Source organism: Hominimerdicola alba, from assembly GCF_900112155.1.
Lineage (GTDB): Bacteria > Bacillota > Clostridia > Oscillospirales > Ruminococcaceae > Hominimerdicola > Hominimerdicola alba_D.
Window position 1 is genome coordinate 17,254 of the sequence record NZ_FOKQ01000019.1, and the last position, 24,665, is coordinate 41,918.

Sequence of the window (24,665 nt, forward strand, 5' to 3'; positions counted from 1 at the left end):
CAGGGATCTGCATTATTCTTCTATGAAATATGAAAAAGCATTTTCTTCGATCTCTCCGCACTCATTCAGAAGCTCATTATTTTCATCATATAATTGATATGTTATCTGTTTGCCGCCTAAAGATGTCTCGCCGTCTAATCCGAGAAGCAGTGTGTAATAGCTTTCTGTCATGACCAGATCTATCAGCTCATGAAGATCACTTTCGCTTACTCCCGATAGTATCAGTTTTCTTATTTTTTCAGCGACCTCGGACTTTGAGCTTTTATCGAAGTATTCGCGAAGAGTTGATTCTTTTTCTTCATAACAGAGTTTTACAAATTCTTCTCCTGTCATTTAATTCACCCGCTGTCTTGTTTACATCACAAAAGTTAAAAATATCTGCGGGAAGCCCTTTAAAAACAATACTGTCTCCGCGCCTGCCGCCCGCTTTTTCCACAAGATATTATACCACACCATGTAATATATGTCAAACCTGTTACGCGGCGGAAGAAAAATATAAAAAATATTCACACACCTGCCCCCACCGTGTTAGAAATACCCAAAAATACGGATGAGTACTTCGGGGACGTGTTTTTATCTTGACATAAAACCCATTCTGGTATATAATAAATAATGTATTATTATATATAGAGGGCATACGCCCCCGATCATAAACATGGAAGGAAGTTTTTTATGGGACTTACACTGACTGAAAAGATTCTTAAAGCGCACCTTGTTGACGGTGAATTCGTCAAGGGTCAGGAGATAGGTATTCGCATTGACCAGACTCTTACTCAGGACGCTACCGGCACTATGGCTTATCTTGAATATGAGGCTATGGGCGTGCCCCGCGTAAAGACCGAGAAGAGCGTGGCTTATATCGACCACAACACTCTCCAGTCCGGCTTTGAGAACGCTGATGACCACAGATTCATCGGTTCTGTCTGCAAAAAGCACGGCATCTATTTCTCCAGACCCGGCAACGGTATCTGCCACCAGGTACATCTTGAAAGATTCGGTATCCCCGGCAAGACCCTTATCGGTTCTGACAGCCATACTCCCACAGGCGGCGGTATCGGCATGATCGCTATCGGTGCGGGCGGACTTGATGTTGCTGTTGCTATGGGCGGCGGCGCTTACTACATCACCTACCCCAACATCGTAAAGGTGAACCTGACAGGCAAGCTGTCTGCATGGGTATCCGCTAAGGACGTTATACTGGAAGTTCTCAGAAGACTTTCCGTTAAGGGCGGCGTAGGCAAGGTAATAGAGTACTGCGGCGAGGGCGTTAAGACCCTGTCCGTTCCCGAGAGAGCTACCATCACAAACATGGGCGCTGAGCTGGGTGCTACTACTTCTATATTCCCCTCTGATGAGATCACACTGGCTTTCCTGAAAGCACAGGAGAGAGCTGAGGTCTGGACAGAGCTGAAGGCTGACGATGACGCTGTATACGATGAAGTTATCGATATCGACCTCAGCAAGCTGACACCTATGGCAGCATGTCCTCACAGCCCTGACAATATCAAGACCGCAGAGGAACTCAGCGGCATGAAGATCGATCAGGTATGTATCGGTTCGTGTACAAACTCCTCTTATGTTGATATGATGAAAGTGGCTCATATCCTCAAGGGCAAGACCGTTCACCCTGACGTTTCTCTGGCTATCGCTCCCGGCTCCAAGCAGGTGCTGAACATGATCGCAGAGAACGGCGCACTGGCTGATATGATCGCAGCAGGTGCAAGAATACTGGAATCCGCTTGCGGTCCCTGCATCGGTATGGGTCAGGCTCCTAACTCCAAGGGTATCTCCCTGAGAACCTTCAACAGAAACTTCCTGGGTCGTTCTGGAACCAAGGACGGTCAGATCTATCTGGTATCTCCTGAGCTGGCTGCTGCTTCCGCAGTTGCAGGCGTACTGGTTGACCCCAGAACTCTGGGCGATATGCCTGAGATCAAGGTGCCCGAGCACTTCAAGATACACGACAATATGGTAGTACCTCCTGTGGCTGAGGCTGATATGGACAGCGTTGAAGTTCTGCGCGGACCCAACATCAAGCCCTATCCTGAGACTGCTCCCTTGGTTGAGAGTATCGGTTGTCAGGTATCCCTGAAGGTGGGCGACAACATCACCACCGACCACATCATGCCCGCAGGCGCAAAGATACTGCCTCTGAGATCGAATATCCCCGCTATCTCACAGCACTGCTTCACAGTATGTGACGAGGATTTCCCCAGAAGAGCAAAGAACATGGAGAAGTCCATCATCGTTGGCGGTTCCAACTACGGTCAGGGTTCATCCAGAGAGCACGCTGCACTTGCTCCTCTGTATCTGGGCATCAAGGCTGTGCTTGTTAAGAGCTTTGCACGTATCCACAGAGCAAACCTCATCAATGCAGGCATACTGCCTCTGACATTCGTAAACGAGGCTGACTACGACAAGATTGAGCAGGGCGACGAGATCGAGATCGCAAATGTTCGCGCTGATATCGAAGCAGGCAAGACTCAGCTGACTGTTGTAAACAAGTCCAAGAATATTGAGATACCCGTACTCTGCGAACTGACAGGCAGAACCAAGGATATCATACTTGCAGGCGGTCTGCTGGACTACACCAGAGAGCAGCTCTCCAAGTAATATAGTAAATCATACATCGGTCTGCGGGGCATAATGTCCCGCAGATATGATGTTTATGTTTTCTGTGACGGGCTATCGCATTGGCGATGGCTTGTCAGAGAAAGCGGTGAAAGAATATGGACGAAGAAAAGAAAGACGCATCTGTAATAAGCGAAGAAGAACGCAGAAAAGAGATCGCGGACACAGTCAGGATAATGGCGGTGGTCGTGGCGACTGGGCTTGGGCTTTTGCTGATGACATACGTTATACCGTGGCTGAAACGGCAGTTCGCGGGCAGTCTTGTGATGACGGTGATAATTTCGGTACTCGGCATCGGTGCATACTTTTTGTGTGACTTGCTGGTGAAAAAAGATGTGATACCTGCTTTTCTCAGGCTCACGCTTGCCAGGATAATATTGCTTGCAGCAGTACTTATAGGTGCGTGGATCTTTTAAGGAATGAAAAAATCAGTACCGACGGAAAAGGGACGTTGGTATGGCGGCAGTTCTTGCGCTTAAAATACTTTTTTTCGGCGGAAGCGTTATGTGGCACATGAGCTGGCAGGTGGAATTATTCTGCTGCTGACTGAAACTTAGAATTATGAAGAAGAGGGGGATATTATGCCCGATAGCAAGATAAACAGGCGTCGTGTGGATATGGCTGACCTTATGGGGACGGACGATATTCCGCTGGACGAGGAATACTTTGAAGAGAAAATAATGGAAATGGGAGATATCCCTGCGAAAGGCACTGCAAGCCGTGCGAGGATGAAAAAGCCTGAAGAGGATATTGCTTCGCTGGCTGACGGCAGGGTAGCCCTCGGAACGACCCGCGATGATAAGATGAGCAAGCTCTTCGGCACTGATGATATCAGGCTGGACGATGAATACTTTGATGAAAAGATAAAGGAGATGGAGGAAAACCAGACTCCCGTTCAGGAAAAAGAGCTTACCGAGTATGAGCAGTGGATAGAAGAAGGTCTGAAATATGACAGGGGCTACGGCACCAAGGATACATATGTGGGTGAGATACCCGAGGAAAAGGACAGCTATGCAGGCTCGATATACGAACAATATGACAAATGGCAGGAAGAGACCACTGCGCTGATACGCGGTCTGAAAGCCCGTGACAGCATCAATGAAGCCCGTGATGAGAACATACACAAAGCTATGTTCTTTGCTACTATCCTTAATAATCACGGTAATTATTCGGGCAACCGCGATGAGCTTGTCAATATGTTCAAGACAGCGGTGTGGTATGTGCTGACATCCGCGGCTATGCTGGGCGCTTTTTATTGTTTCGGCGCAAAGGGTGCAGACCTTATGATACCATGGGGAATAGGCGGCGTTATCGGCGCGATAATCCGCTATAACGGAAAAGAGAACTACACCATAAGCGAATCCCTTGTGATGGGCGCGGTGGAAGTAGGTATACTGGGGGGACTGGCTGTTACATGGCTGCTTAGCCTTCTGCCTTTTGTTGAAAAGGATACACCAATGCTGCCTGTGGGCATAGTGCTGGGCGGCATAGGTGCTTTGATAGCTGAATTTATCAAACTGAGAAAGACGCTTGCGCGTCCTGCCAAGGAATGTTTACACAAGATGATACCATTTGCTGTCGCAACTGTGTTCTTTGTGATAGCGACAATATTTGTGACCTTGGTCTTTGCAGAGATGCGCAGGGCTTCGCGAGGAGTATAGATCATTATGAGAGTAGTTGTGATTTTGCTGATCTGTCTGGTGGCAGTAGGTATTATAAGAGTGGCTGTCGAAAAGATCATGCCAAACAGGGATAAGAAATTTTATCATGCGATCGTAAGGGTTGTATGGGGCATTATGATAGTTGTGGTAATGCTTTCAAACTACGGCTGCAGCTTAAAGCAGAGTTAACAGCTGGGTTTTTATTTATGATGATATGGGAAATTCGGCGGGGTGCGACCCTGCTGTTTGCAAATTAGTAAGGAGGGCTATTTTTATGGCTAAGATTCAGATGAAAACACCGCTGGTCGAGATGGACGGCGACGAGATGACAAGGATCATCTGGCAGGAGATCAAGGACATACTGATAACACCGTATGTTGACCTCAAGTCGGATTACTATGATCTGGGACTGGTTCACAGAAATGAGACCAACGATCAGGTAACTGTTGATTCTGCAAACGCTACCAAGAAGTACGGTGTTGCAGTTAAGTGTGCTACCATCACACCTAACGCTGCAAGAATGACAGAGTATGACCTGAAGGAGATGTGGAAATCCCCTAACGGCACTATCCGTGCTATGCTGGACGGTACTGTGTTCAGAACACCTATACTTGTTAAGGGTATCACTCCCTATATCCCCACATGGACTAAGCCTATAACCATCGCACGTCACGCTTACGGCGATGTTTACAAGAACGTTGAGATGAAGTGCCCCGCAGGCGCTAAGGCTGAACTGGTATGCACCGATAAGGACGGCAACGAGACACGCGAGACTATCTACAACTTCGAGTGTGACGGCGTTATACAGGGTATGCACAACAAGTCTACTTCTATCGCATCTTTCGCAAAGAGCGTTTTCAACTTTGCGCTGGATACCAAGCAGGACGTTTGGTTCGCTACAAAGGATACCATCTCCAAGAAGTATGACCACACATTCAAGGATATCTTCAATGAGATATATGAGAACGAGTACAAGGCTAAGTTTGAAGCTGCAGGTATTGAGTACTTCTACACCCTTATCGATGATGCTGTTGCAAGAGTAGTACGTTCCAACGGCGGATACATCTGGGCTTGCAAGAACTATGACGGCGACGTTATGTCCGACATGGTAGCTACAGCTTACGGCTCACTGGCTATGATGACTTCCGTACTGGTATCGCCTGACGGTGTATACGAGTTCGAAGCTGCACACGGCACAGTTCAGAGACACTACTACAAGCACCTGAAGGGCGAAGAGACTTCCACAAACTCTGTTGCAACACTGTTCGCATGGACAGGCGCTCTGCGCAAGAGAGGCGAGCTGGACGAGCTGCCCGAGCTGGTTAACTTTGCTGATTGTCTTGAAAAGGCAACTATCCAGACCATTGAGGACGGCATAATGACAGGTGACCTGTATCTGCTCTCCAAGCTGGAGAATAAGAAGAAAGTCAACACCGAGGACTTCCTGAAGGCAGTTGACGAGAGACTGAAAGCACTGCTTTCTTAATTCATAATTCATAATTCATAATTCACAATTGTTGGCAGGAAGATAACGTTGCTGTACTGAGGATAGAATGCCAAGGAGAAGAGCTTTGGGTCAAGCCTTTCGCGAAAGGCTTGCGGGGAGCCACAGTCAGCAAAGCTGACTGTTAGAGGCAGAGCCTCTCGGTCAAGGCGCAAAAGCGACGTAGCAATAGTGCTGTAAATAGAACGGCGAACTATCGACCTAAAGGGGCGCGGCACGCGGTCGACGCAGTCACCGCTACAAAAATCAGAGCGTGGACAATCGACCGTCCATGCTCTTTCTATCTGCGTAAATTATTGCCGCGCCGTCATCGGACAGCGAAGCGTTTCCGATGACTCGACCCGAGAAACGAGGGGCGACCTGCCCACAGCAGTACGTATGCTGATGAGCGTAAATGTTCCACGTGGAATATTTGTTTGAATGCGAGCGGGTGAGAACGCAAGCGACCGCATGGAATCGCAAGAGGACAACTGTTCGGCGCATAACAAAAAATTTACAAATGCCCCTTGACAAATGTCGGTGAGGGTGATATAATTAATCAGTAAACAAAGCAGAACATTTCCGTTCTCACCTCGAGCGCCAACGGGCAGCGAAAAGGTCGCAGTGATAAATACTTGGCAGTGGGTCTGCCTGATATTGATATCATTACGGGTACGGAAAGTTCTGTGCCCGTTTAATTTTTATTTTGGAGGTGCTTGACTATTAGCAGCAAAGAACATCAGCTCAACGAAGAGATCAGAGACAAGGAGCTCAGAGTCATCGACGTTGACGGAGCACAGCTCGGTATACTCAGTGCGGAGGAAGCATTGAAGATCGCATTTGAAAAAGACCTGGATCTGGTTAAGATCGCGCCCCAGGCTACACCGCCTGTCTGCAAGATAATGGATTACGGTAAGTTCCTGTTTGAACAGCAGAAGCGTGAGAAGGAGCAGAGAAAGAATCAGAAGGTCATCGAGATAAAGGAGATAAGAATGTCCTCTACCATCGATACCCACGATTTTGAGACCAAGGTAAATCAGGCGATAAAGTTCCTCAAGGGCGGAGATAAGCTGAAGGTATCAGTAAGATTCCGCAAGCGTACTGTTGCACACCCTCAGTTCGGTGAAGAACTGCTGGTGAAGTTCAAGGAAGCTGTTTCCGAGGTGGGAGTTGTTGATAAGCCTTCCAAGATGGAGGGGCGCAGCCTGGTAATGTTCGTTGCGCCGAAAGCAGGCAAGTAATAAGTTTTAAGGAGGATAAATCAAATGCCTAAGATCAAGACACATTCGGGCGCTAAGAAGCGTTTCAAAGTAACAGGTACCGGCAAGGTAAAGTTCCAGCACGTTAACAAGAGACACAGACTCAATCAGAAGGATCACAAGAGAAAGAGAATTCTGAGAAACGGTGCTTATGCTGACGATACCAACATAGCAAACATAAAGGCTCTTATCCCTTACAAGAAGTAAGACGAGTTGTAGGGAAGTAAAATTTTAGTAATAATTCTAGGAGGTAATAACTATGGCTCGTGTTAAGGGAGCAATGATGACTCGTAAGAGAAGAAATAAGACACTGAAGCTTGCAAAGGGCTATTTCGGCGCTAAGAGCAAGCATTTCAAGATGGCTAAGCAGGCTGTGATGAAGTCCGGTCAGTATGCTTACATCGGCAGAAAGCAGAAGAAGAGAGATTTCAGAAGACTCTGGATCACAAGAATCTCTGCTGCTTGCAAGATGAACGGCATCAACTACTCGTCCTTCATGAACGGCGTTAACAAGGCAGGCATCAACCTGAACAGAAAGATGCTTTCCGAGATCGCTATCAGCGACCCCGCAGGCTTCACTGCAATAGTTGAGAAGGCTAAGGCAGCTCTTTGATAGTAAGGAAACACGCAGGTCGTTATCGGCTATGCGTGTTTTGTTCTATAATGAGGACAGAATGCTGTTGTAACTAAATTGTAATATTTGTATAAACTGTTACAATGATGTTGAAGAAAGTTTGTCTAATATAACGAGGAGAGGTGCGTCCCAATGGTCATAACTTCCAAGGAAAACCCTAAGATAAAACAGCTGGCGAAGCTGTATTCAAACCGCAAATATCGCCGTGAAACAGGGCTTTTCGTAATAGAGGGCATAAGGGGCTGTACTGATGCGCTGGTGGACAGTACCCTCAACGGCGGGCGCATGGAGATAGAGGGAATATATTATCTTGAAGAGCTTTTTGAGGGCGTTATGGCGGAAAACAAGCGTGAGCTTGAACTGCTGGACGAGAGCAGGCGTTTCGTTATAACCCGCGAGATAGCCGACAAGATAAGCGATACCGACAGCTGTCAGGGAATATTCGTTGCGGCTAAGATGCTGGATAAGAAGTTCTCGGAGGACGCGCTGAAAAAGGGCGGCAAGTATCTGATACTGGATGAGGTGCAGGACCCCGGCAATCTGGGTACGATGATACGTACTTCGGATGCGGTGGGACTTGATGGCATAGTGCTGGCAGGCAACTGTGTAGATCTGTACAATCCCAAGACAGTGCGCTCGGCGGTGGGAAGTATGCCCAGGGTGGATATCTTCGTGGAGAAGGACTTTGAGCGTGTGACTGAGGCTTTCAGGCTGAAAGGCATACCTACTGCGGCGGCTGTTATCAGCGGCGGTGTAAATGTGCTGAAGTTCGACTTCTCGGGGGGCTGTGCTGTTGTCATCGGCAACGAGGGTAGAGGTTTGGCGGAGAGCCATGTGGCGCTTTGCAGTGACAAGGTATCCATCGCCATGCACGGTCATATCGACTCGCTTAATGCGGCAACGGCGGCAACTATCTTCCTGTGGGAGATGACGAGACTGGAGGGCTGAGGTTGGACAGATACAGCGACTGGCTCCTGCTTGGAATGATATTCGGCACGGGCGGTAAGAGGCTCTGGCAGGTAATGGAAAAGACCGATGACCCAGCTGAGATGTGCGAGAGGATACTTTCGGGCAAGGCTGATTTCCTGAGCGACAGCGAAAAGGAAAAGGCTGAGCGGGTGAGTGCTGATGAAGCTGAAAGGCTGATAGAACGGGCTCATGAACTTGGTCAGCAGGTGGTGTGCATAGGTGACGAGAACTATCCGAAAAGGTGGTACGAGCTTGAAGATGCCCCTGCGCTGGCGTTCTACCGCGGAGATATCAGCATAGCCAATGACAGCACGGTGATACATACCGTGGGAACGAGAGAACCATCGAAGTATACGCTATCGCTGATAAACGTGCTTTGTGCAGACTTTGCGCTGAGGGGGTTCACGGTATCCTGCGGGCTGGCTGAGGGTTCTGATACCTGTGCGGCTGAAACTGTTCTCGGGCGAGAGGGCAGGGTGCTGGCGGTGTATCCCACTTCACTTGACAGGGAGTACCCTAAGGATGTGGGGGAGCTGAAAGATAAGCTTGCGGAGAAAGGTCTGCTGATAAGCGAATATTCCCCTGAATACGGCGGTAGAATGAATTTTCACAGGCGAAACAAGCTGGCTGTTGCACTGGCTTCGGCGGTGGTGATAACGGAAGCCTCCGAGGACAGCAAGGGGCTTGACAATGCTGTGCGTGCCATGGATACGGGCAGATCTGTGATGGTAGTGCCGCCGCATCTTTTGTACAGCAAGAGGTATTTCGGGCAGAGAGACCTGCTGAGGAAAGGCTGTATACCCATATTTGACGGTTCGGACGCTGTAAGGGTGCTGGCTGAAAGGCAGGAGATATCTGCTGAGAGGTATGGGCTGAAAGCGGGTGTCAGTGAGGTTCATACCGAGGAGAAACAGGAAAAGATCAGAAAGCCCATAAGGGAGCTTAGTGGTGTGGAAAGCAAGATATATGAGCTCCTGAAAGAAAAGAGCCCCATGTCTCTTGATGAGATGACGGCTAGGAGCGGACTTTCGATGATGGAAGTGCTTACCTGTGTGACAGGGCTTGAACTGGAGGGGATAGTGATATCGCTCCCCGGAAAAAGATACGAATTGGATTCATGATTCACAGTGCATGACAGGAACTACGAATATCTGTGTGATATTCCTCATAAACAATTATTCGGTCACGTTCTGTGAAGCATAAATTAAATCAGGAAACGGAGTAGAAATAAATTGTCAGATCTTGTAATTGTAGAGTCGCCCCACAAGGCGAAAACTGTAAAGAGATATCTCAGCGGTGATTACGAGGTAGTGGCGTCCATGGGACACCTGAGAGACCTGCCGAAATCCAAGCTGGGCGTAGATATAGATAACGATTTTGAACCGCAGTATATCAACATCAAGGATAAGGAGAACCTTATCAAGGAGATAAAGAAGAAAGCCAAAGCCAGCGACCACGTTTATCTGGCGGGAGACCCTGACCGCGAGGGAGAGGCTATAAGCTGGCATCTTGCACAGCTTCTCGGGCTGGATATGAACGACAAGAACCGTGTGACTTTCAATGAGATAACCAAGAGCGGTATAGATGCGGGCATGAAGAATCCCCGCACCATCGACCTTAATCTTGTTAATGCACAGCAGGCAAGGCGTATACTCGACAGGATAGTGGGCTACAAGCTTTCACCTTTCCTGTGGAGAAAGATAAGGCGCGGACTTTCCGCGGGACGTGTACAGTCCGTTGCGGTGAAGATGATATGCGACAGAGAGAATGAGATAAGGGCTTTCGTATCACAGGAATACTGGTCGATAGATGCTTTGTTCCTTGCGGGTACAAGCAAGAAAGCCTTTGCATCAAAGGTTGATACAGTTGACGGTGCAAAGCCCGACCTTAAAAGCAAGGCTGATGCTGATGCCGTGCTGAAAAGGCTTGAGGGTGCAGAGTTCATTGTTGACAAGGTGAAGAAAAGCGTGCGCAAGAAGAACCCTGCCGCACCTTTCACAACTTCCACCTTACAGCAGGAAGCTTCGAGGAGACTGGGATTCCAGGGCAGACGTACCATGAAAGCCGCTCAGGAGCTTTATGAAGGTCTTGATATCAAGGATATGGGTCCTACGGGTCTTATCACCTACATGAGAACAGACAGCCTGCGTATCTCCGACGAAGCAAGGGCAGCTGCCTATGACTTCATCAAGGAGAAGTACGGCGATGCATATATCCCCGAGAAGCCAAGGGTATACAAGACAAAGGGCAGTGCACAGGACGCACACGAAGCTATACGTCCCACAAACCCTGCCATAACCCCCGAGCTTGTTAAGGCGAGCGGTGTGACCAACGACCAGTACAAGCTTTACAAGCTGATATGGGAGAGATTCATAGCTTCACAGATGGCTAACTGCACCATGGATACCATGTCGGTGGATATTGCGGCTAACGGCGTGATGTTCAAGGCTACGGGATATTCGGTGAAGTTTGACGGCTTTACTGTGCTTTATGAAGAGAGCAAGGACGAGGAAGAGGAGAAGAAGAACGTTCTTCCCCCGCTGGCAAAGGGCGATAAGCTGACACCCAAGGAGATAACGGGCAACCAGCACTTTACACAGCCGCCCCCGAGGTATACCGAAGCTACTCTTGTAAAGGCATTTGAAGAAACAGGCATCGGCAGACCTTCCACCTACGTTACGACTGTTACTACCATAATCAACAGAAACTACGTTGAGAGAGACGGTAAACAGCTGAAGCCCACAAGTCTTGGTGAAGTTACCAACGAGCTGATGAGCGAGCATTTCGACAAGATAGTTGATGTGAAGTTCACGGCGAACATGGAAAAGAGCCTTGATGATATCGAAAGCGGCAAGATAGGCTGGGTAAATACCTTGCAGAAGTTCTACAAGGAGTTCGACAGCGAGCTTGGTGTGGCTGAAAAGGAGATGGAGGGCAAGCGCGTAAAAGTCCCCGATGAAGCTACCGATGAGGTCTGTGAGGTATGCGGAAAGCCTATGGTGATAAAGATAGGCAGATTCGGCAAATTCATGGCTTGTTCGGGCTTCCCCGACTGCAAGAACACCAAGAGGATAGTTCAGGAAACAGGCGGAGACTGTCCTTTCTGCGGCAAGAGAGTACTGCTGAAGAAATCCAAGAAGGGCAAGAAGTACTACGGCTGTGAGAACAATCCCGAGTGCAGCTTTATGACATGGGATATACCCACCGAGGAGAAATGTCCCAGATGCGGCAGCACACTGTTCCAGAAGGGCGGAAAGAACGGCATACTCATATGCCACAAGCAGGACTGCGGCTACCAGAGAAGCCTTTCGGGCGAGAGCGCCGAGGGTGAGGAATAAGCCGTGGTGAATATCCGCAGGGCTGAGAGAAGTGATACCGATAGCCTTGAAAGGCTGTACACACAGCTGGAAAAGGACGCGGTGCGCTATCAGCCACAGCATTTTGTGATGAGCGGCGGACGTGTTGATGAAGGTATGTTTGAGGACGACAGACAGGCGGTATATGTGGCAGAGGTCGATGGTGAAGTTGTTGGCTTCGTGCATATACTGCTGATGAAGTCCAAGGACATAGGCTGTCTGAAAGCTGAGAAGAACATCTACATACAGGATATGGCGGTAGATGAAAGGCACAGGAGCCGCGGCATAGGTTCTCTGCTGATGGGAGCTGTGAAGCGTTACGGTGCCGAACATGGTGCAGTATTCGTGAGGACGCAGGTCTTTCCGCAGAACTGTGACGGACTGAGGTTCTATGAGAAGAACGGATTTACCGAGACCATGAAGACTGTGGAATGTCCGCTGGATTAGGCAGAGAGTAATTATTCGCATTATTAGGATTATTCCGAAGACACTCCCGAGAAATTCAAAACCCCCTGTTTTACGGGCTTTGAGAGGTCTAAATCAATTGTTCGTATTCTTCGCAGAGGTAATATAGTAAGTTCAAAAAATAAATATTCCATATATTACCAATATAACTGATACTTTATGTTTTTAGGATATACTGCACCGAAATATACGAAATAATCGAATTATCACTGAAACGGCGTAATATCGGGGAAAATCCATTCTCGGAGACCCTTGTGGATAATTGCGAAATATGAGAAATATTGTTTTCTGCGCTAAAGTTATCAACATCTGCGGGGAATGATATGGGATACAGGGTTGAGAAAATATAATTTCTTGAATTCTTTGACAAAACTTGACACGAAAGTGTCAAATAATTTAATCCCTATTTTACGGGCTTTTAGGGGCAAAAAACAATTAATTGAATAAATTGACAGGGTAGTACGGAAACTTTAAAATAATAATTTTACATATATTGGTAAATAACTACTGTTTTTTCATTTTAGAGCTATCGAATTCATGAGATAGCATACCCCTGTCAAGAAATCCAATTTATTCAAAAACAGGGCTGAAACGCCGTAATTTCGGGAAATCTTTTTTTGACAAATGGGTGTCAATTAATGTCAAGAAATTCAAGAAATTGTTTAGCACACTAAAGCAAGACTTTTGATAATAAGGAAATCAATAAATGAGTGAAAAAGTAAAAGTTATAGGCGCGGGGCTGGCGGGCTGTGAGGCTGCGTGGCAGCTGGCGAGAGCGGGCATCGATTGCGAGCTTTATGAGATGAAGCCCAAGAAGTTCACCCCTGCGCATAAATACAAGGGCTTTGCGGAGCTGGTCTGCTCCAATTCCCTTAAAGCCGACAGGATAGAATCGGCGGCAGGTATGCTTAAAGAAGAGATGCGCAGGCTTGGTTCGGTGACGATGGAATGTGCCGAGGAAGCAAGGGTATCAGCAGGCGGCGCACTGGCGGTGGACAGGGAGAAGTTCTCCGATGCCGTTACCGAGCGCATACGCAGTAATGAGCATATCACAGTCATCGAGGAGGAAATCACCGAGATACCCGAGGGTAATGTGATAATAGCCACGGGTCCCCTGACCTCTGACGGTCTGGCTGAGAGCATAGGCAAGCTCTGCGGAGAGTATCTGTATTTCCACGATGCTGCCGCACCTATCGTGACATTTGAGAGCATAGATATGGACAAGGCGTTCTTCGCTTCACGCTACGGCAGAGGCGATGCGGATTACATCAATTGTCCCATGGACAGGGAGGAGTATGAGCGCTTCTACAACGAACTCATCAACGCCGAGAGCGCACCGCTGAAAGAGCATGACAAGGAGCATTTCGCCAAGGACGGTTTCAAGGTCTACGAGGGCTGTATGCCTGTTGAGGTGCTGGCAAAGCGGGGCGAGGACACACTTCGCTTCGGACCGCTGAAACCTGTGGGACTGAGAGACCCCCGTACGGATAAACGTCCATGGGCGGTGGTACAGCTGAGGGCTGAGAACACTGCGGGCAGTATGTACAATCTGGTGGGCTTCCAGACCAATCTGAAATTCGGTGAGCAGAAGAGAGTATTCTCACTTATCCCGGGTCTTGAAAATGCTGAGTTCATGCGCTACGGCGTTATGCACAGGAACACATTCCTGAATTCACCCAAACTGCTGAACGAGCAGTTCAATATGCGCACAAGACCCTCGCTTTACTTTGCAGGGCAGATGACAGGCGTTGAGGGCTATATCGAGAGTGCGGCAAGCGGAATATTCGCGGGGCTTAACATGGCTAGGCAGATACAGGGACTTTTTCCCGCAAGCCTGCCCGATACCACTATGCTGGGGGCACTCAGCAAGTACATAAGCTCTCCCGACACCGAGAACTTCCAGCCTATGGGCTGTAATATGGGCATACTTCCCGAATGGGGCGAGCGCGTAAAGGACAAGAAGCTGAAATACAAGCTGCTGGCTGAGAGAGGTCTTGCTGACCTGGACAGGTTCATAGCAGACCTGTAAGAAATGCATATACGTGACCGCAGGGATATGTACTGACGGGAATTCATATAAGAAAACGTAAAGATGATAAACACTTTTTGTGAAAGCGGGGAGTGATCCTGATGGACAGGCGTGAAGAATATAAGATAGAGTTCGTGAGATCGTTTGTAAGGCTGGTCGTGCTGGTACTGCTTACGGCAACGATAATACGCGGTGACAGCTCAATGCCGATATGGCTGGGAGTTCGTGCGGCAGTGCTTATCGAGTACATAAGCTTCAGCCTGAAAGACGGGATAAAGGAACTGGTAAAGAACTTTCTAGCGCATATATTCACAGGCGCGGTGCTGGCGATAGGCTGGTACGGGGCGTATGTGCTGTTTGAACTTAAAAACAGGTTTTTCTGGGAGAACGGAACGGTGCTTCATGTGACAGTGCCCGAATGTATAAAGCAGTGCGCCATTATTTCGGCAATAGGGCTGACCATATGTGCTGTGATGTACACATTATCAGGGAAAAGAAAAACGGATTTTGATATGGAGAGAGTATGAAGATAAAAACACTGGCGGCTGTGCTGGCACTGATGATGCTGGCAGGCTGCGGCAAGGCGGCAGAGGGTACTTCCGATGATAACAGCAATGCGGGGCTGAAAGTTGAAACTCCCGAACAGCTTGCTGAGGAGAAAGAAGTCTATGCTGATGACACCTACGGCAACAGCCGCACTGCGGCATTTCTTGCTAAGATAGACAGCCACGACTTTGCCATAAAGCTGAAGTCTGAACGCTCGGGTGGCGGTGAGGTCATCGAAGAGGTGGAAGTCAGCGGGAATGTACTGCATGACGTATACAAGGATACCGAGGGCGTTGTTACTGCCGAGCTTTATATAGTTGACGGCGGCATATGGTGCGTGACTAACGAGGGCAGTTCAAATGTCACCTATCAGGGCTTTGACAACGGCTACGACGACCATGTGAGAGAATGTGTCTTCCACTGCGTTACAGTAGGCGATGCCGAAAAGTACGGCGGACGGACAGAGGGGTCTACCGAGAAGATGCTCGGTAAGAGCGATGATATTGAATCGTTCTTCACCTACGGTGATGACGGTGTCCTCAGAAGCTATGACGGCAGCGGTGCGCACTATGAGGTGCTTGAATTCAGAGAGGGCATTGGTGAACTGCAGTTGCCCGAAAATGTTCGTTCTGCGATAGAAAATAAGGATATTTACGGATAAAGGAGAATAACATGAGCATTAAGATAAAAGCGGGTATGATCGCGGCAGTTATGTGCATATGTATGGCAGGCTGCGGAAATAAAAATGATACATCATCGGCTGACAACGATTCAAGAGTTGCAGGCGGAGCAGTTACTAAGGTGACTACTCAGGAAGAGGACACAGCAGCCGAGGAAAGCAAGGCTGAGGATACAGACAGCAAAGCTTCCGATGATGACGGCGAAGCTCAGGGTCCCACAGGGGCAGACAGCTATGAGCACAGCCTTACAGCAGCCTTTGCAGATCAGCTGAACACCAGAAATTTCTCGGTGACTTATGCACAGAACGATATCGACAGCGGCGAGGGTATGCAGCTGCAGTATGAGGAGACCTTAGAGGTCAACGGCACAGGCGGACACCAGACCATCATCAATGCAGACGGTTCCATAAACGAGGTCTACATCGTAGACGGTGTCTGCTATTCGGCTGATGAAAACGGCGAGCTCCAGATCACTGCCATGGGAAATGTTATGGGTGATATATGCTCCATGGTATTTGGTTTCTCACCTGCAGAATCTGAATTCAAAGGCGCTGAAACATACAGCGACGGCACGGTTCAGGAAACTTTCCTCGATGAGACCAACGTGACTTTCGTATGCACATATGCTGACGGCAAACTGACATCCTGCGAGGGTGCAGGTTATCTGCGCGATTACAAGGGCTTCACCGAGGGCGGTGTTGACGAGATAAAACTGCCTGAGGGCAACTAACGGACATAATGAGAAGAGTATTTATATATCTGACCGCGGTTGTGATATGTTTGGCATTATCGGGCTGCGAAAAAAACAGCAGTGATGAGAATGTTTCCTCAGCCATCGGTGACAGTGATACTGTGACAATGGAGACTGCTGACAGCTATGAGGACAGCCTGACAAAAGCCTTTACCGAAAAGCTGGAGGGCGAAAAGTTCACGATAGATGTAACTGTTACCATTGACTATGAAAATGAGGAAATAGGCGAAGACAGGATGTCACGAGTACTTGAAGTTAACGGAGAAAACAGACATCTTGTTGTAGGTCTTGAAAGCGGCGATATTGAATTCTATCAGACTGAAGGCAAAACATGGGTAGTCTATCCCGAAAAAAAGGAGATAAAGCCTCTGAACAGCAACGGCTTTTTCGGAGCAAACAATGCAGAAACTGTTCTGGAAAATGTTCTGGAAAATGTGCCAGAAAGCGGGGACTTCGTTTCGGCGGAAAAAATTTCAGACGGGAACATTCGGGAAATATTTGATATTGACGGGATCAGGACAGTTTTTACTTATGATGAAAAAACAGGCGGACTTACAGACATAGAATATGAAACAGATTCTATACTCGGTGACAATAAAGCCGTGATAAAGGTAGCTGTGAACAGCTTTGCAGAGGACTGCGGTGAGATAAAATTACCCGAGGGGTATACGATGACAGAATGGTATGGCTCGGCTGTATCACAGACAGGGAGGTAAAACAATGAACATAGTAATGGACGCATTCGGCGGCGATAACGCACCGCTGGAAGTTATAAAGGGCGCAGTTGACGCTCACAGGGATTTCGGTGTAGATATAACTCTGGTGGGCGATGAGAAGAAGATAAAGGACTGTGCGGCTAAGAACAGCCTTGATATATCGGCACTGAAAATACGCCATGCCGATACCGTTATAGAGATATGCGAAGAACCTACCGAGGTCATCAAGGGCAAAAAGGACTGCTCGATGGCTGTGGGTATGCAGCTGCTTGCTGAGGGCGAGGGCGACGCTTTCGTTTCCGCAGGCTCAACAGGTGCGCTGGTAGTGGGTGCTACTTTCATCGTAAAGAGGATAAAGGGCATCAAGCGTCCCGCGCTGGCGACTATACTGCCTACCGCAGGCAAGCCTACCATGCTTCTGGACAGCGGCGCAAATGCGGACTGCCGTCCCGAGATGCTGGTACAGTTCGGCATAATGGGCAGTGCTTACATGAATAAGATACTGGGTGTGGATAAGCCCAGAGTAGCACTGGCAAATATCGGCGCTGAGGAATCCAAGGGCAGAGAGCTTGAACTGGAGACCTACAAACAGCTGAAAACAGCTCCCGTGAATTTTGTGGGCAATATCGAAGCAAGACAGCTCCCTCTGGGTGACTGCGATGTATGCGTGGCTGACGGCTTCTGCGGAAACCTTATGCTGAAACTCTACGAGGGCATGGGCAAGTTCTTCTCGGGCGAGCTGAAGAGCATATTCAAGAGCAGTGCAAAGAGCAAGCTTGCGGCTGTTATGGTAATGAAAGATATCAACAATTTCAAGAAAAAAGTTGATTATTCAGAGTACGGCGGAGCACCCCTGCTGGGTACAGCAAAGCCCGTTATAAAAGCTCACGGAAGTTCAGATGCAAAGGCATTCTATAATGCAGTAAGGCAGGCGAAACAGTTTACCGAGACAGGCGTTATCGATACGATAACAGATGCTCTCGCGCAGATGAAGAAGGTGCAGGAATAATGGACGAGCAGAAGAGCCTTGAAGTATTTCAGAAGAAAATAGGCTACCGATTCAAGAATGACAAGCTGCTTTATGAAGCACTGTCACATTCCAGCTTTGCCAACGAGAACAAAAAACAGCGCCACAGCAACGAGCGCCTTGAATTTCTGGGAGATTCGGTGCTTTCGATAGTAGTATCTGATTACATCTTCGAGCATTTCAAGCATCTGCCCGAGGGTGAGCTGACAAAGCTGAGAGCATCACTGGTATGTGAGAAAGCACTGTTTGAGTTCTCCCACAAGATAGAGCTTGGAAAGTTCATCTTTCTCGGCAAGGGCGAGGAGCTGACAGGCGGCAGAGAGCGTGCTTCGATAGTATCGGACGCGATGGAAGCAGTAATAGCAGCCATATATCTTGACGGCGGAATCGAAGCGGCAAGAAAGCACATAATGAACTTTCTGCCAAAGGATATCAGCCCTGCGCACACTGATACATTCCATGATTACAAGACGGTATTGCAGGAGATAATCCAGCGCAATCCCGAGGAAAAAGTTGAGTACTTTTTAAAGGGCGAGGACGGTCCCGACCATGACAAGAGATTCACGGTACAGGTGAAGCTGAACAACAATGTGATAGGTGAGGGCATAGGCAGGTCGAAGAAGAATGCCGAGCAGAATGCGGCAAAAGAAGCTTTGGCACTGATGGGAATCAAAGTTTAATTCATAATTGCCCTCGGCCGGGCGGGCCGATTCCGCCTATTTATAGTTATGTTAGGGCGGTAAGATTGTGCGACGGCGGGTCATAGCATGGCGAAAAAACGCATTAGAAAGCACACGAAACTTTGACGCAGACTGAGCTTGATAAGCACAACAAAGAAGTGGGCGAAGAGAGCTTTGGGGCAAGCCTTTCGCGAAAGGCTTGCGGGAGTTTGAGGGCAGAGCCCTCAATCACCAAGGCGCAAAGCCAAGATGCATAGCGAACTATGAGAGCATAGCAAACTACTGACCAATAAAGGCGCGGGCGGTCACAAAAAATACCGCGTCTGCAAAAGCATGATATCCGCACAAACTTCCCGCGTGAATGACCGCACGCGCCCGAAATCAACGGCGGCAGCACAGCCGACGCAGTCGCTGTTAGTTGATTTCTCGACCCGAGGAACGAGGGGCGACCCTGTCCACCGCAGTCCCTAGAATAATAAACCAACAGAAAAGAGGCGCACAAATGCACAGCAACATATCAATATTCGTACCCCACGTTGGGTGTCCGCATAAGTGCGCATTCTGTGACCAGAGGACTATCACAGGTGAGCAGAAACTCCCCCATAAAGAGGATGTTGAACGCGCCTGTTTGCAGGCTCTGGAAGAAGTCAGGGATATCTCCGATACCGAGATAGCATTCTTCGGCGGAAGCTTTACTGCTATACCCAGGGATTATATGCTTGAACTGCTGACAGCGGCATATAAGTTCGTTGGCGATGGTAAATTCAAGGGGATAAGGCTTTCGACCCGCCCCGATTATATCAACAGCGAGATACTCGATATCCTGAAACAGTACGGCGTTACTGCTATCGAACTTGGCGCACAGTCAATGTCAGATGAAGTTCTGGAAGCCAACGAGAGAGGTCATACCGCTGAGGACGTAAGGCGGGCAAGCAAGCTTATCCGCGAATATGGCTTTGAACTGGGCTTGCAGATGATGGTGGGGCTCTATAAAAGCGGTCATCAGCAGGAGGACGAGACTTTTAACGAGATAATGGCTATCCACCCCGATACCGTCAGGATATATCCTGTGGTGATACTGAAACACACCCGCCTTGCGGAACTTCTGGCGAGCGGTGAGTATAAGCCCATGAGCTTCGATGAAGTGCTTTCCCTTTCAACAAGGGCGCTGGGCGCTTTCACGGAAGCGGGCATAAAGGTCATAAAGTGCGGTCTCCATGCAAGCGAGTTCGTTGAAAAGGACATGGTGGGAGGATTCTATCACCCCGCTTTCAGGGAACTATGCGAGGGCGTACTGTACAGGCTGGCGATCGAAAATGCATTGAGCAATGCGAAAAAAGCAGGTGTGCCCATAGAAAAGGGACAGTACATTTTTGCAGTTAGCAAGGGCTGTATCAGCAAGGCTGTGGGTCACAAGCGGGCTAACAGAGAGTATTTTGAAAAGTACGGGCTGAGGGTGAAGTTTACCGAGGACAAGGATATACCGCTGTATAAGGTAAGGCTGGTCGATGATGTGACTCTGGCACACAAGTTCAGCATACACAACAGGAAACAGCTTGGCAAAAGCAAGAAATGCGGGTGCTTTTACTGCGGCGAGATATTTACTCCCGATGAGATAACGAACTATCTGAACGAGGGCTGCGGAACGGCACTGTGTCCCCGCTGTGGTATCGACAGCGTTATTGGTGATTCAAGCGGTTATCCCATAACTGAGGACTTCATGCAGAAAATGCATGAGCGGTGGTTCTGATGCATGACGAACTGATAAAGTCGATATTGTATGAGACGATACTGACGATAATTTTGGTGCGGAATATCTTCATGCTGAGAAAGGCGCGGGCATTACGCTGTGATGTAAAGGCGGGCAAGACTGAAAAGGTCAAAGCGAGGATAACGCTGGTAAGATTTTCGGTCGAACCGCGGGGCAGCATGGCGCGGGGAGTTTATGATAAGGACGGCAGGAAGATAAAGTGCAGTATGATATGCGCTTGCTCGATGCACTATATCCACCGAAAGGACGAGAAAGAGGTCATTGTCGGGGAAAGCGACGGACGTTTTTTCGCACTGGATGAAAAGCAATCAAGGGATGCTGTTATCACATGGTGGGTGTTCACTTTTCTTCCGGGAGTGTATGTGCTGATATTTTTGGTGGATATAGTATTTCAGATAACAAAGTAATTATGAAAGGCGGTGAAAAATAATGTATCTGCGCGGACTGGAATTGCAGGGATTCAAATCCTTCCCCGATAAGACGGTGCTGACCTTCGGCAAGGGAATAACTGCCGTGGTGGGACCAAACGGTTCGGGAAAAAGCAATATCTCCGATGCTATGCGCTGGGTAATGGGCGAGCAGTCCTCAAAGGCGCTGAGAGGCGAGAAGATGGCAGGCGTTATTTTCCACGGCTGTGCCACAAGGAAAGAGTCGCCTTTTGCACAGGTGACCCTTACCATAGATAATGAGGACGGAGCTCTCGGCGTTGACAGCGATATGGTATCAGTGTCGAGAAAGCTCTATAAAAACGGCGACAGCGAATATCTTATAAACGGCAGCCCTGTTCGTCTTAAAGACGTAAACGAGCTGTTCATGGATACGGGTCTCGGAAAGGACGGCTATTCCATAGTCGGTCAGGGACGTATCGCGGATATCGTCAACGGCAAGGGCAGCGACAGGAGAGAGATCTTCGAGGAAGCAGCGGGCGTTGCGAAATTCCGTTATAAAAAGCAGGAGGCAGAGCGCAAGCTTATCGATGCGGAGGACAATATTTCCCGCCTTAACGATATCATTGCAGAGCTTGAATCGCGTATCGGACCTCTGGAGAAGCAGTGCGAAAAGGCTAAGAAGTTCAAGGTGCTGGACGATGAAAAGACCACGCTGGAAGTATCGGTGTGGGTGACAAAGCTGGAACAGTACCGAACTAAACTGGCTGAAAATGAGGAGCGTATCGCCCTGCTGAAAGAGCAGTATGAAACTCTGAGTGCCGAGCTGGCAGAAGCCGAGGCTCAGATAGAAAAAGACCTGCGCAGCAGCGCGGAGTGTGCGGCGAATGCTGACGATATCTCCGAGAAGATACATGAAGCAGAGCTTTCCGCAAGGGGCGGCGAAGCTGAGATAGCCGTATGCGAGAACGACATAGCTCATATTGAGGAAAATATTTCAAGGCTGAAAGAGCAGATAGAAAACTCACGGGCTGATAAATACTTTCTTGAATCGGAGCTGAAACAGCGCAGGGAAGAACTGGATTCTCTGGGCAAAAAGCAGACGGAAGCCGCAGAAGCAGTGGCAGAAAAGGAAAAGGAATTTGACAGACTGCTGACCGAAGCCGACGAATCGGATAAGGCGGTAAGCGAAGTCAATTCTGCCATAAGCGCGGCTTATCTGGAAAAATCAAGGCTTAGCTTCACGGCTGAGAGCCTGAAAAATACCATACAGGAAACTGCTGAAAGACTGGCAGAGCTTGCTGAGGACAACGCGGAAACTGTCAGAAACAAGGAGCTTGCTGACAAGGAACTTGCAAAGCTCAAAAAACAGCAGACAGAAAAGCAGGACGCAAAGAGTGAGAAGGAAAACGTTCTGGGCGGCATGACGAAGCTGCTGGACAAGAGAAAAGAAAAGCTGGATACCGCAGTCAGCACCTTTGCACAGGCGGACAGCAAACTCACGGAGATAAACAGCAGACTGAACATACTCAAAGACCTGGAGCGCTCCATGGAAGGCTTCGGGTATGCGGTAAAACACATAATGAATGCAGTGAAGCAGGGGCGCATAAGTGGTGTCTGCGGAACTGTGGCACAGCTTGTGGGCGTTAAAAGTGAGTACTCCGTGGCGGTGGAAACCGCACTTGGCGGTGCATTACAGAATATCGTTGTCGAGAATGAGGATTCTGCAAAGCGCGGTATACGCCTGCTGAAAGAAAGCAAGGCGGGCAGAGCGACTTTCCTTCCTATAACCTCGGTAAAGGGTACACGCCTTGAAAATGACAGGCTGGAAAACGAGGACGGTTTCGTGGCGCTGGGCTGTGATATCGTCACCTACGACAAAAAGTATGAGGGCATAGTCCGCAGTCTGCTGGGCAGGATATGCATAGCTGAGGACATCGACTCGGCTTCGCGTATCGCAAAAGCCTACGGATATAAATTCCGCATAGTGACCTTGGACGGTCAGGTTGTAAACGCCGGAGGTTCGTACACGGGCGGCAGCGTATCGAAAAGCACGGGAATACTCACCCGAAAGAACGAGATAAACGACCTTGAATCAAAGCGCGGCAAGCTTGAAGCAGAGCGCTCTGCGGCGGCTGAGGAAAAGGAAAAGCTGACAAACGAAGTCAACAAGATGGCGGCGGATATCGAGGGCGCAAAGGAGCAGCTCACTGTTCTGAACGGCGACTGTATCCGTATTGAAGCCGAGATAAAGCGTGTCAACGGGCTGGCTGAGAGCTATGAAAAGATACTCTCCGACAGCGGCGAGGAAGAAAAGAAACTCCGTGAAAAGGGCGAACAGGCTGACAAGGAACTTGACAAGACGCTGAAAGACACCGCCGAGGTGGATAAGAAGATATTTGAAAAGGAAGCCGAGTTGGCAGGTTCTCAGGAGGAGCAGGAAAAGCTGAAATCCCGAAGAAACGAGATAAGCGGCGAGCTTTCGGAACTGCGCGTAAAGGGCGCGGAGCTCTCAAAGGATATCGAGACCTGCAAGGAATCGATAGCGAGCCTTGAAAAGACCATCACCGACCGCGACAGTGACGGCGGCAAGCTGGCTCTTGAGATAGAGAGCGAAAAGGAAAAAATAAAGGGCAAGAACACCGATATCGAAGCTATAAAGCAGAAGATAAAGGACAGCGAAGCTCTTGCGGTAAAGCTGAAAGATGACATGGAAGAAGCCCGCAGAAAACAGCGGGAGTATTCCGACAGCGCCGAAAAGCTCAGGTCTTCACAGAAGAACAAGCTTGAAGAAAAGGAAACCCTTGCGGCACAGCTTAGCCGTGGCGAGGAGCGCAAAAACGCACTAACGGCGGACTTCGACAAGCTGGTGAACAAGCTGTGGGACGAGTACGAACTCACCCGAAGCACAGCCGCAGAAAAGGCACAGCCTGTTGATGATATGACAGAAGCCGAAAAGCATCTGACAGAGCTGAAAAACAAGATACGCGCACTGGGAAGTGTCAACCTCGGTGCAATAGAAGAGTACGCCGAGGTCAGGGAAAGATATGATTTCCTCTCGGTACAGCTGAATGATGTTATGGTCTCAAAGGAAGAACTCTGCAAGATGATAGAGGAACTCACCGAGAAAATGAAGTCCGTATTCATGCAGAGCTTTGATACGATAAACAAGAATTTCAGCAGTATATTCAAGGAACTATTCGGCGGCGGAAACGGTGAGCTTATACTCACCGATCCTGAAAATGTCCTTGAATGCGGCATAGAGATAAGCGTACAGCCTCCCGGCAAGGTGATAACAAGCCTGATGTCACTTTCGGGCGGCGAACAGGCTATGGCGGCGATAGCCATATACTTCGCAATATTCAGATTCTCGCCCGCACCTTTCTGTCTGCTTGATGAGATAGAAGCGGCGCTGGATGATGTTAACGTTACAAGGTACGCCCAGTATCTTCATAGGCTTACGGACAAGACGCAGTTCATAACCATAACGCACAGACGCGGTACAATGGAAGAAGCCGATGTTCTGTACGGTGTTACCATGCAGGAGAAAGGCATATCCAAACTGCTGAAAATGAACGCAGGACAGACTTCGATACTTGGTAACGGAGATATTGAATAGGC

Annotated in this window: 23 protein-coding genes; 22 read left to right on the forward strand and 1 reads right to left on the reverse strand. The window is 48.8% G+C overall.

All coding sequences use genetic code 11. From position 1 onward, the window contains the following. Positions 1–12: 12 nt before the first annotated feature. Entirely contained in the window at positions 13–333 is a 321-nt protein-coding gene (locus BM265_RS11350; RefSeq protein WP_074829981.1) for a hypothetical protein, read from the reverse strand. A 339-nt stretch (positions 334–672) separates the two neighbouring features. On the opposite strand from BM265_RS11350, the gene BM265_RS11355 reads away from it, so the two are divergent. From BM265_RS11355 to smc, 22 genes are all read left to right on the forward strand, one after another. Next, positions 673–2,613, forward strand: a complete 1,941-nt coding sequence (locus BM265_RS11355) for an aconitate hydratase (protein ID WP_074961894.1) — start codon at positions 673–675, stop codon at positions 2,611–2,613. A gap of 116 nt (positions 2,614–2,729) precedes the next feature. Further along, entirely contained in the window at positions 2,730–3,047 is a 318-nt protein-coding gene (locus BM265_RS11360; protein WP_074961896.1) for a hypothetical protein, read from the forward strand. A gap of 165 nt (positions 3,048–3,212) precedes the next feature. After that, positions 3,213–4,292, forward strand: coding sequence for a DUF456 domain-containing protein (locus tag BM265_RS11365; RefSeq protein ID WP_074961898.1), 1,080 nt, complete (start codon positions 3,213–3,215; stop codon positions 4,290–4,292). Positions 4,293–4,298: 6 nt separating this feature from the next. Beyond that, complete coding sequence (locus tag BM265_RS11370; protein WP_074961901.1) at positions 4,299–4,481, forward strand: hypothetical protein; 183 nt, start codon at positions 4,299–4,301, stop codon at positions 4,479–4,481. 85 nt (positions 4,482–4,566) lie between these two features. Next, positions 4,567–5,778, forward strand: coding sequence for an NADP-dependent isocitrate dehydrogenase (locus BM265_RS11375; protein WP_074961903.1), 1,212 nt, complete (start codon positions 4,567–4,569; stop codon positions 5,776–5,778). Positions 5,779–6,491: 713 nt separating this feature from the next. Next, positions 6,492–7,016, forward strand: a complete 525-nt coding sequence (gene infC, locus BM265_RS11380; RefSeq protein ID WP_024857901.1) for a translation initiation factor IF-3 — start codon at positions 6,492–6,494, stop codon at positions 7,014–7,016. 24 nt (positions 7,017–7,040) lie between these two features. Beyond that, a complete protein-coding gene (gene rpmI, locus BM265_RS11385; RefSeq protein ID WP_074830003.1) occupies positions 7,041–7,241 on the forward strand; it encodes a 50S ribosomal protein L35 in 201 nt (66 codons plus the stop codon). 52 nt (positions 7,242–7,293) lie between these two features. After that, the gene (gene rplT / locus BM265_RS11390; protein WP_002847137.1) at positions 7,294–7,647 is read left to right on the forward strand and encodes a 50S ribosomal protein L20; all 354 of its coding nucleotides are present in this window, start codon (positions 7,294–7,296) and stop codon (positions 7,645–7,647) included. Positions 7,648–7,800: 153 nt separating this feature from the next. Beyond that, entirely contained in the window at positions 7,801–8,616 is an 816-nt protein-coding gene (locus tag BM265_RS11395; RefSeq protein ID WP_074961905.1) for a TrmH family RNA methyltransferase, read from the forward strand. A gap of 2 nt (positions 8,617–8,618) precedes the next feature. Then, a complete protein-coding gene (locus tag BM265_RS11400) occupies positions 8,619–9,758 on the forward strand; it encodes a DNA-processing protein DprA (RefSeq protein ID WP_074961907.1) in 1,140 nt (379 codons plus the stop codon). A 111-nt stretch (positions 9,759–9,869) separates the two neighbouring features. After that, positions 9,870–11,975: a type I DNA topoisomerase gene (gene topA, locus BM265_RS11405; RefSeq protein WP_074830012.1), complete on the forward strand. Its 2,106-nt coding sequence runs from the start codon at positions 9,870–9,872 to the stop codon at positions 11,973–11,975. A gap of 6 nt (positions 11,976–11,981) precedes the next feature. After that, entirely contained in the window at positions 11,982–12,440 is a 459-nt protein-coding gene (locus BM265_RS11410; RefSeq protein WP_074961909.1) for a GNAT family N-acetyltransferase, read from the forward strand. Positions 12,441–13,164: 724 nt separating this feature from the next. Further along, on the forward strand, positions 13,165–14,487 hold the full coding sequence (gene trmFO, locus BM265_RS11415) for a methylenetetrahydrofolate--tRNA-(uracil(54)-C(5))-methyltransferase (FADH(2)-oxidizing) TrmFO (RefSeq protein ID WP_074961911.1): 1,323 nt from the start codon (positions 13,165–13,167) through the stop codon (positions 14,485–14,487). 101 nt (positions 14,488–14,588) lie between these two features. Next, positions 14,589–15,014 (forward strand): hypothetical protein, encoded by a 426-nt coding sequence (locus BM265_RS11420; RefSeq protein ID WP_074961913.1) that lies wholly within the window; start codon positions 14,589–14,591, stop codon positions 15,012–15,014. Further along, positions 15,011–15,694 (forward strand): hypothetical protein, encoded by a 684-nt coding sequence (locus BM265_RS11425; protein ID WP_074961915.1) that lies wholly within the window; start codon positions 15,011–15,013, stop codon positions 15,692–15,694. Before BM265_RS11420 ends, BM265_RS11425 begins: the two co-directional genes overlap by 4 nt. An 11-nt stretch (positions 15,695–15,705) precedes the next feature. Further along, on the forward strand, positions 15,706–16,443 hold the full coding sequence (locus tag BM265_RS11430; RefSeq protein ID WP_074961917.1) for a hypothetical protein: 738 nt from the start codon (positions 15,706–15,708) through the stop codon (positions 16,441–16,443). An 8-nt stretch (positions 16,444–16,451) separates the two neighbouring features. Then, entirely contained in the window at positions 16,452–17,180 is a 729-nt protein-coding gene (locus tag BM265_RS11435) for a hypothetical protein (protein ID WP_074961919.1), read from the forward strand. Positions 17,181–17,184: 4 nt separating this feature from the next. Next, entirely contained in the window at positions 17,185–18,189 is a 1,005-nt protein-coding gene (gene plsX / locus BM265_RS11440; protein WP_074961921.1) for a phosphate acyltransferase PlsX, read from the forward strand. Further along, complete coding sequence (gene rnc, locus BM265_RS11445) at positions 18,189–18,887, forward strand: ribonuclease III (RefSeq protein WP_074961923.1); 699 nt, start codon at positions 18,189–18,191, stop codon at positions 18,885–18,887. The genes plsX and rnc overlap by 1 nt, the downstream gene beginning before the upstream one ends. Before the next feature lie 502 nt (positions 18,888–19,389). Beyond that, positions 19,390–20,637, forward strand: a complete 1,248-nt coding sequence (locus BM265_RS11450; protein ID WP_074961925.1) for an elongator complex protein 3 — start codon at positions 19,390–19,392, stop codon at positions 20,635–20,637. Next, complete coding sequence (locus tag BM265_RS11455) at positions 20,637–21,065, forward strand: hypothetical protein (protein WP_074961927.1); 429 nt, start codon at positions 20,637–20,639, stop codon at positions 21,063–21,065. Before BM265_RS11450 ends, BM265_RS11455 begins: the two co-directional genes overlap by 1 nt. Positions 21,066–21,087: 22 nt before the next feature. After that, on the forward strand, positions 21,088–24,663 hold the full coding sequence (smc, locus tag BM265_RS11460) for a chromosome segregation protein SMC (protein WP_074961929.1): 3,576 nt from the start codon (positions 21,088–21,090) through the stop codon (positions 24,661–24,663). Positions 24,664–24,665 lie beyond the last annotated feature (2 nt).

What these genes read in the sequence shown, in the direction of transcription:
- BM265_RS11420 (WP_074961913.1), top strand. Translation starts at nt 14,589, where the DNA reads ATGGACAGGCGTGAAGAATATAAGATAGAGTTCGTGAGATCGTTTGTA.
- BM265_RS11355 (WP_074961894.1), top strand. Translation starts at nt 673, where the DNA reads ATGGGACTTACACTGACTGAAAAGATTCTTAAAGCGCACCTTGTTGAC.
- BM265_RS11430 (WP_074961917.1), top strand. Translation starts at nt 15,706, where the DNA reads ATGAGCATTAAGATAAAAGCGGGTATGATCGCGGCAGTTATGTGCATA.
- rplT (WP_002847137.1), top strand. Translation starts at nt 7,294, where the DNA reads ATGGCTCGTGTTAAGGGAGCAATGATGACTCGTAAGAGAAGAAATAAG.
- BM265_RS11395 (WP_074961905.1), top strand. Translation starts at nt 7,801, where the DNA reads ATGGTCATAACTTCCAAGGAAAACCCTAAGATAAAACAGCTGGCGAAG.
- BM265_RS11365 (WP_074961898.1), top strand. Translation starts at nt 3,213, where the DNA reads ATGCCCGATAGCAAGATAAACAGGCGTCGTGTGGATATGGCTGACCTT.
- BM265_RS11370 (WP_074961901.1), top strand. Translation starts at nt 4,299, where the DNA reads ATGAGAGTAGTTGTGATTTTGCTGATCTGTCTGGTGGCAGTAGGTATT.
- BM265_RS11350 (WP_074829981.1), bottom strand. Translation starts at nt 333, where the DNA reads ATGACAGGAGAAGAATTTGTAAAACTCTGTTATGAAGAAAAAGAATCA.
- BM265_RS11435 (WP_074961919.1), top strand. Translation starts at nt 16,452, where the DNA reads ATGAGAAGAGTATTTATATATCTGACCGCGGTTGTGATATGTTTGGCA.
- smc (WP_074961929.1), top strand. Translation starts at nt 21,088, where the DNA reads ATGTATCTGCGCGGACTGGAATTGCAGGGATTCAAATCCTTCCCCGAT.
- BM265_RS11375 (WP_074961903.1), top strand. Translation starts at nt 4,567, where the DNA reads ATGGCTAAGATTCAGATGAAAACACCGCTGGTCGAGATGGACGGCGAC.
- plsX (WP_074961921.1), top strand. Translation starts at nt 17,185, where the DNA reads ATGAACATAGTAATGGACGCATTCGGCGGCGATAACGCACCGCTGGAA.
- BM265_RS11450 (WP_074961925.1), top strand. Translation starts at nt 19,390, where the DNA reads ATGCACAGCAACATATCAATATTCGTACCCCACGTTGGGTGTCCGCAT.
- rpmI (WP_074830003.1), top strand. Translation starts at nt 7,041, where the DNA reads ATGCCTAAGATCAAGACACATTCGGGCGCTAAGAAGCGTTTCAAAGTA.
- rnc (WP_074961923.1), top strand. Translation starts at nt 18,189, where the DNA reads ATGGACGAGCAGAAGAGCCTTGAAGTATTTCAGAAGAAAATAGGCTAC.
- BM265_RS11455 (WP_074961927.1), top strand. Translation starts at nt 20,637, where the DNA reads ATGCATGACGAACTGATAAAGTCGATATTGTATGAGACGATACTGACG.
- trmFO (WP_074961911.1), top strand. Translation starts at nt 13,165, where the DNA reads ATGAGTGAAAAAGTAAAAGTTATAGGCGCGGGGCTGGCGGGCTGTGAG.
- BM265_RS11425 (WP_074961915.1), top strand. Translation starts at nt 15,011, where the DNA reads ATGAAGATAAAAACACTGGCGGCTGTGCTGGCACTGATGATGCTGGCA.
- BM265_RS11360 (WP_074961896.1), top strand. Translation starts at nt 2,730, where the DNA reads ATGGACGAAGAAAAGAAAGACGCATCTGTAATAAGCGAAGAAGAACGC.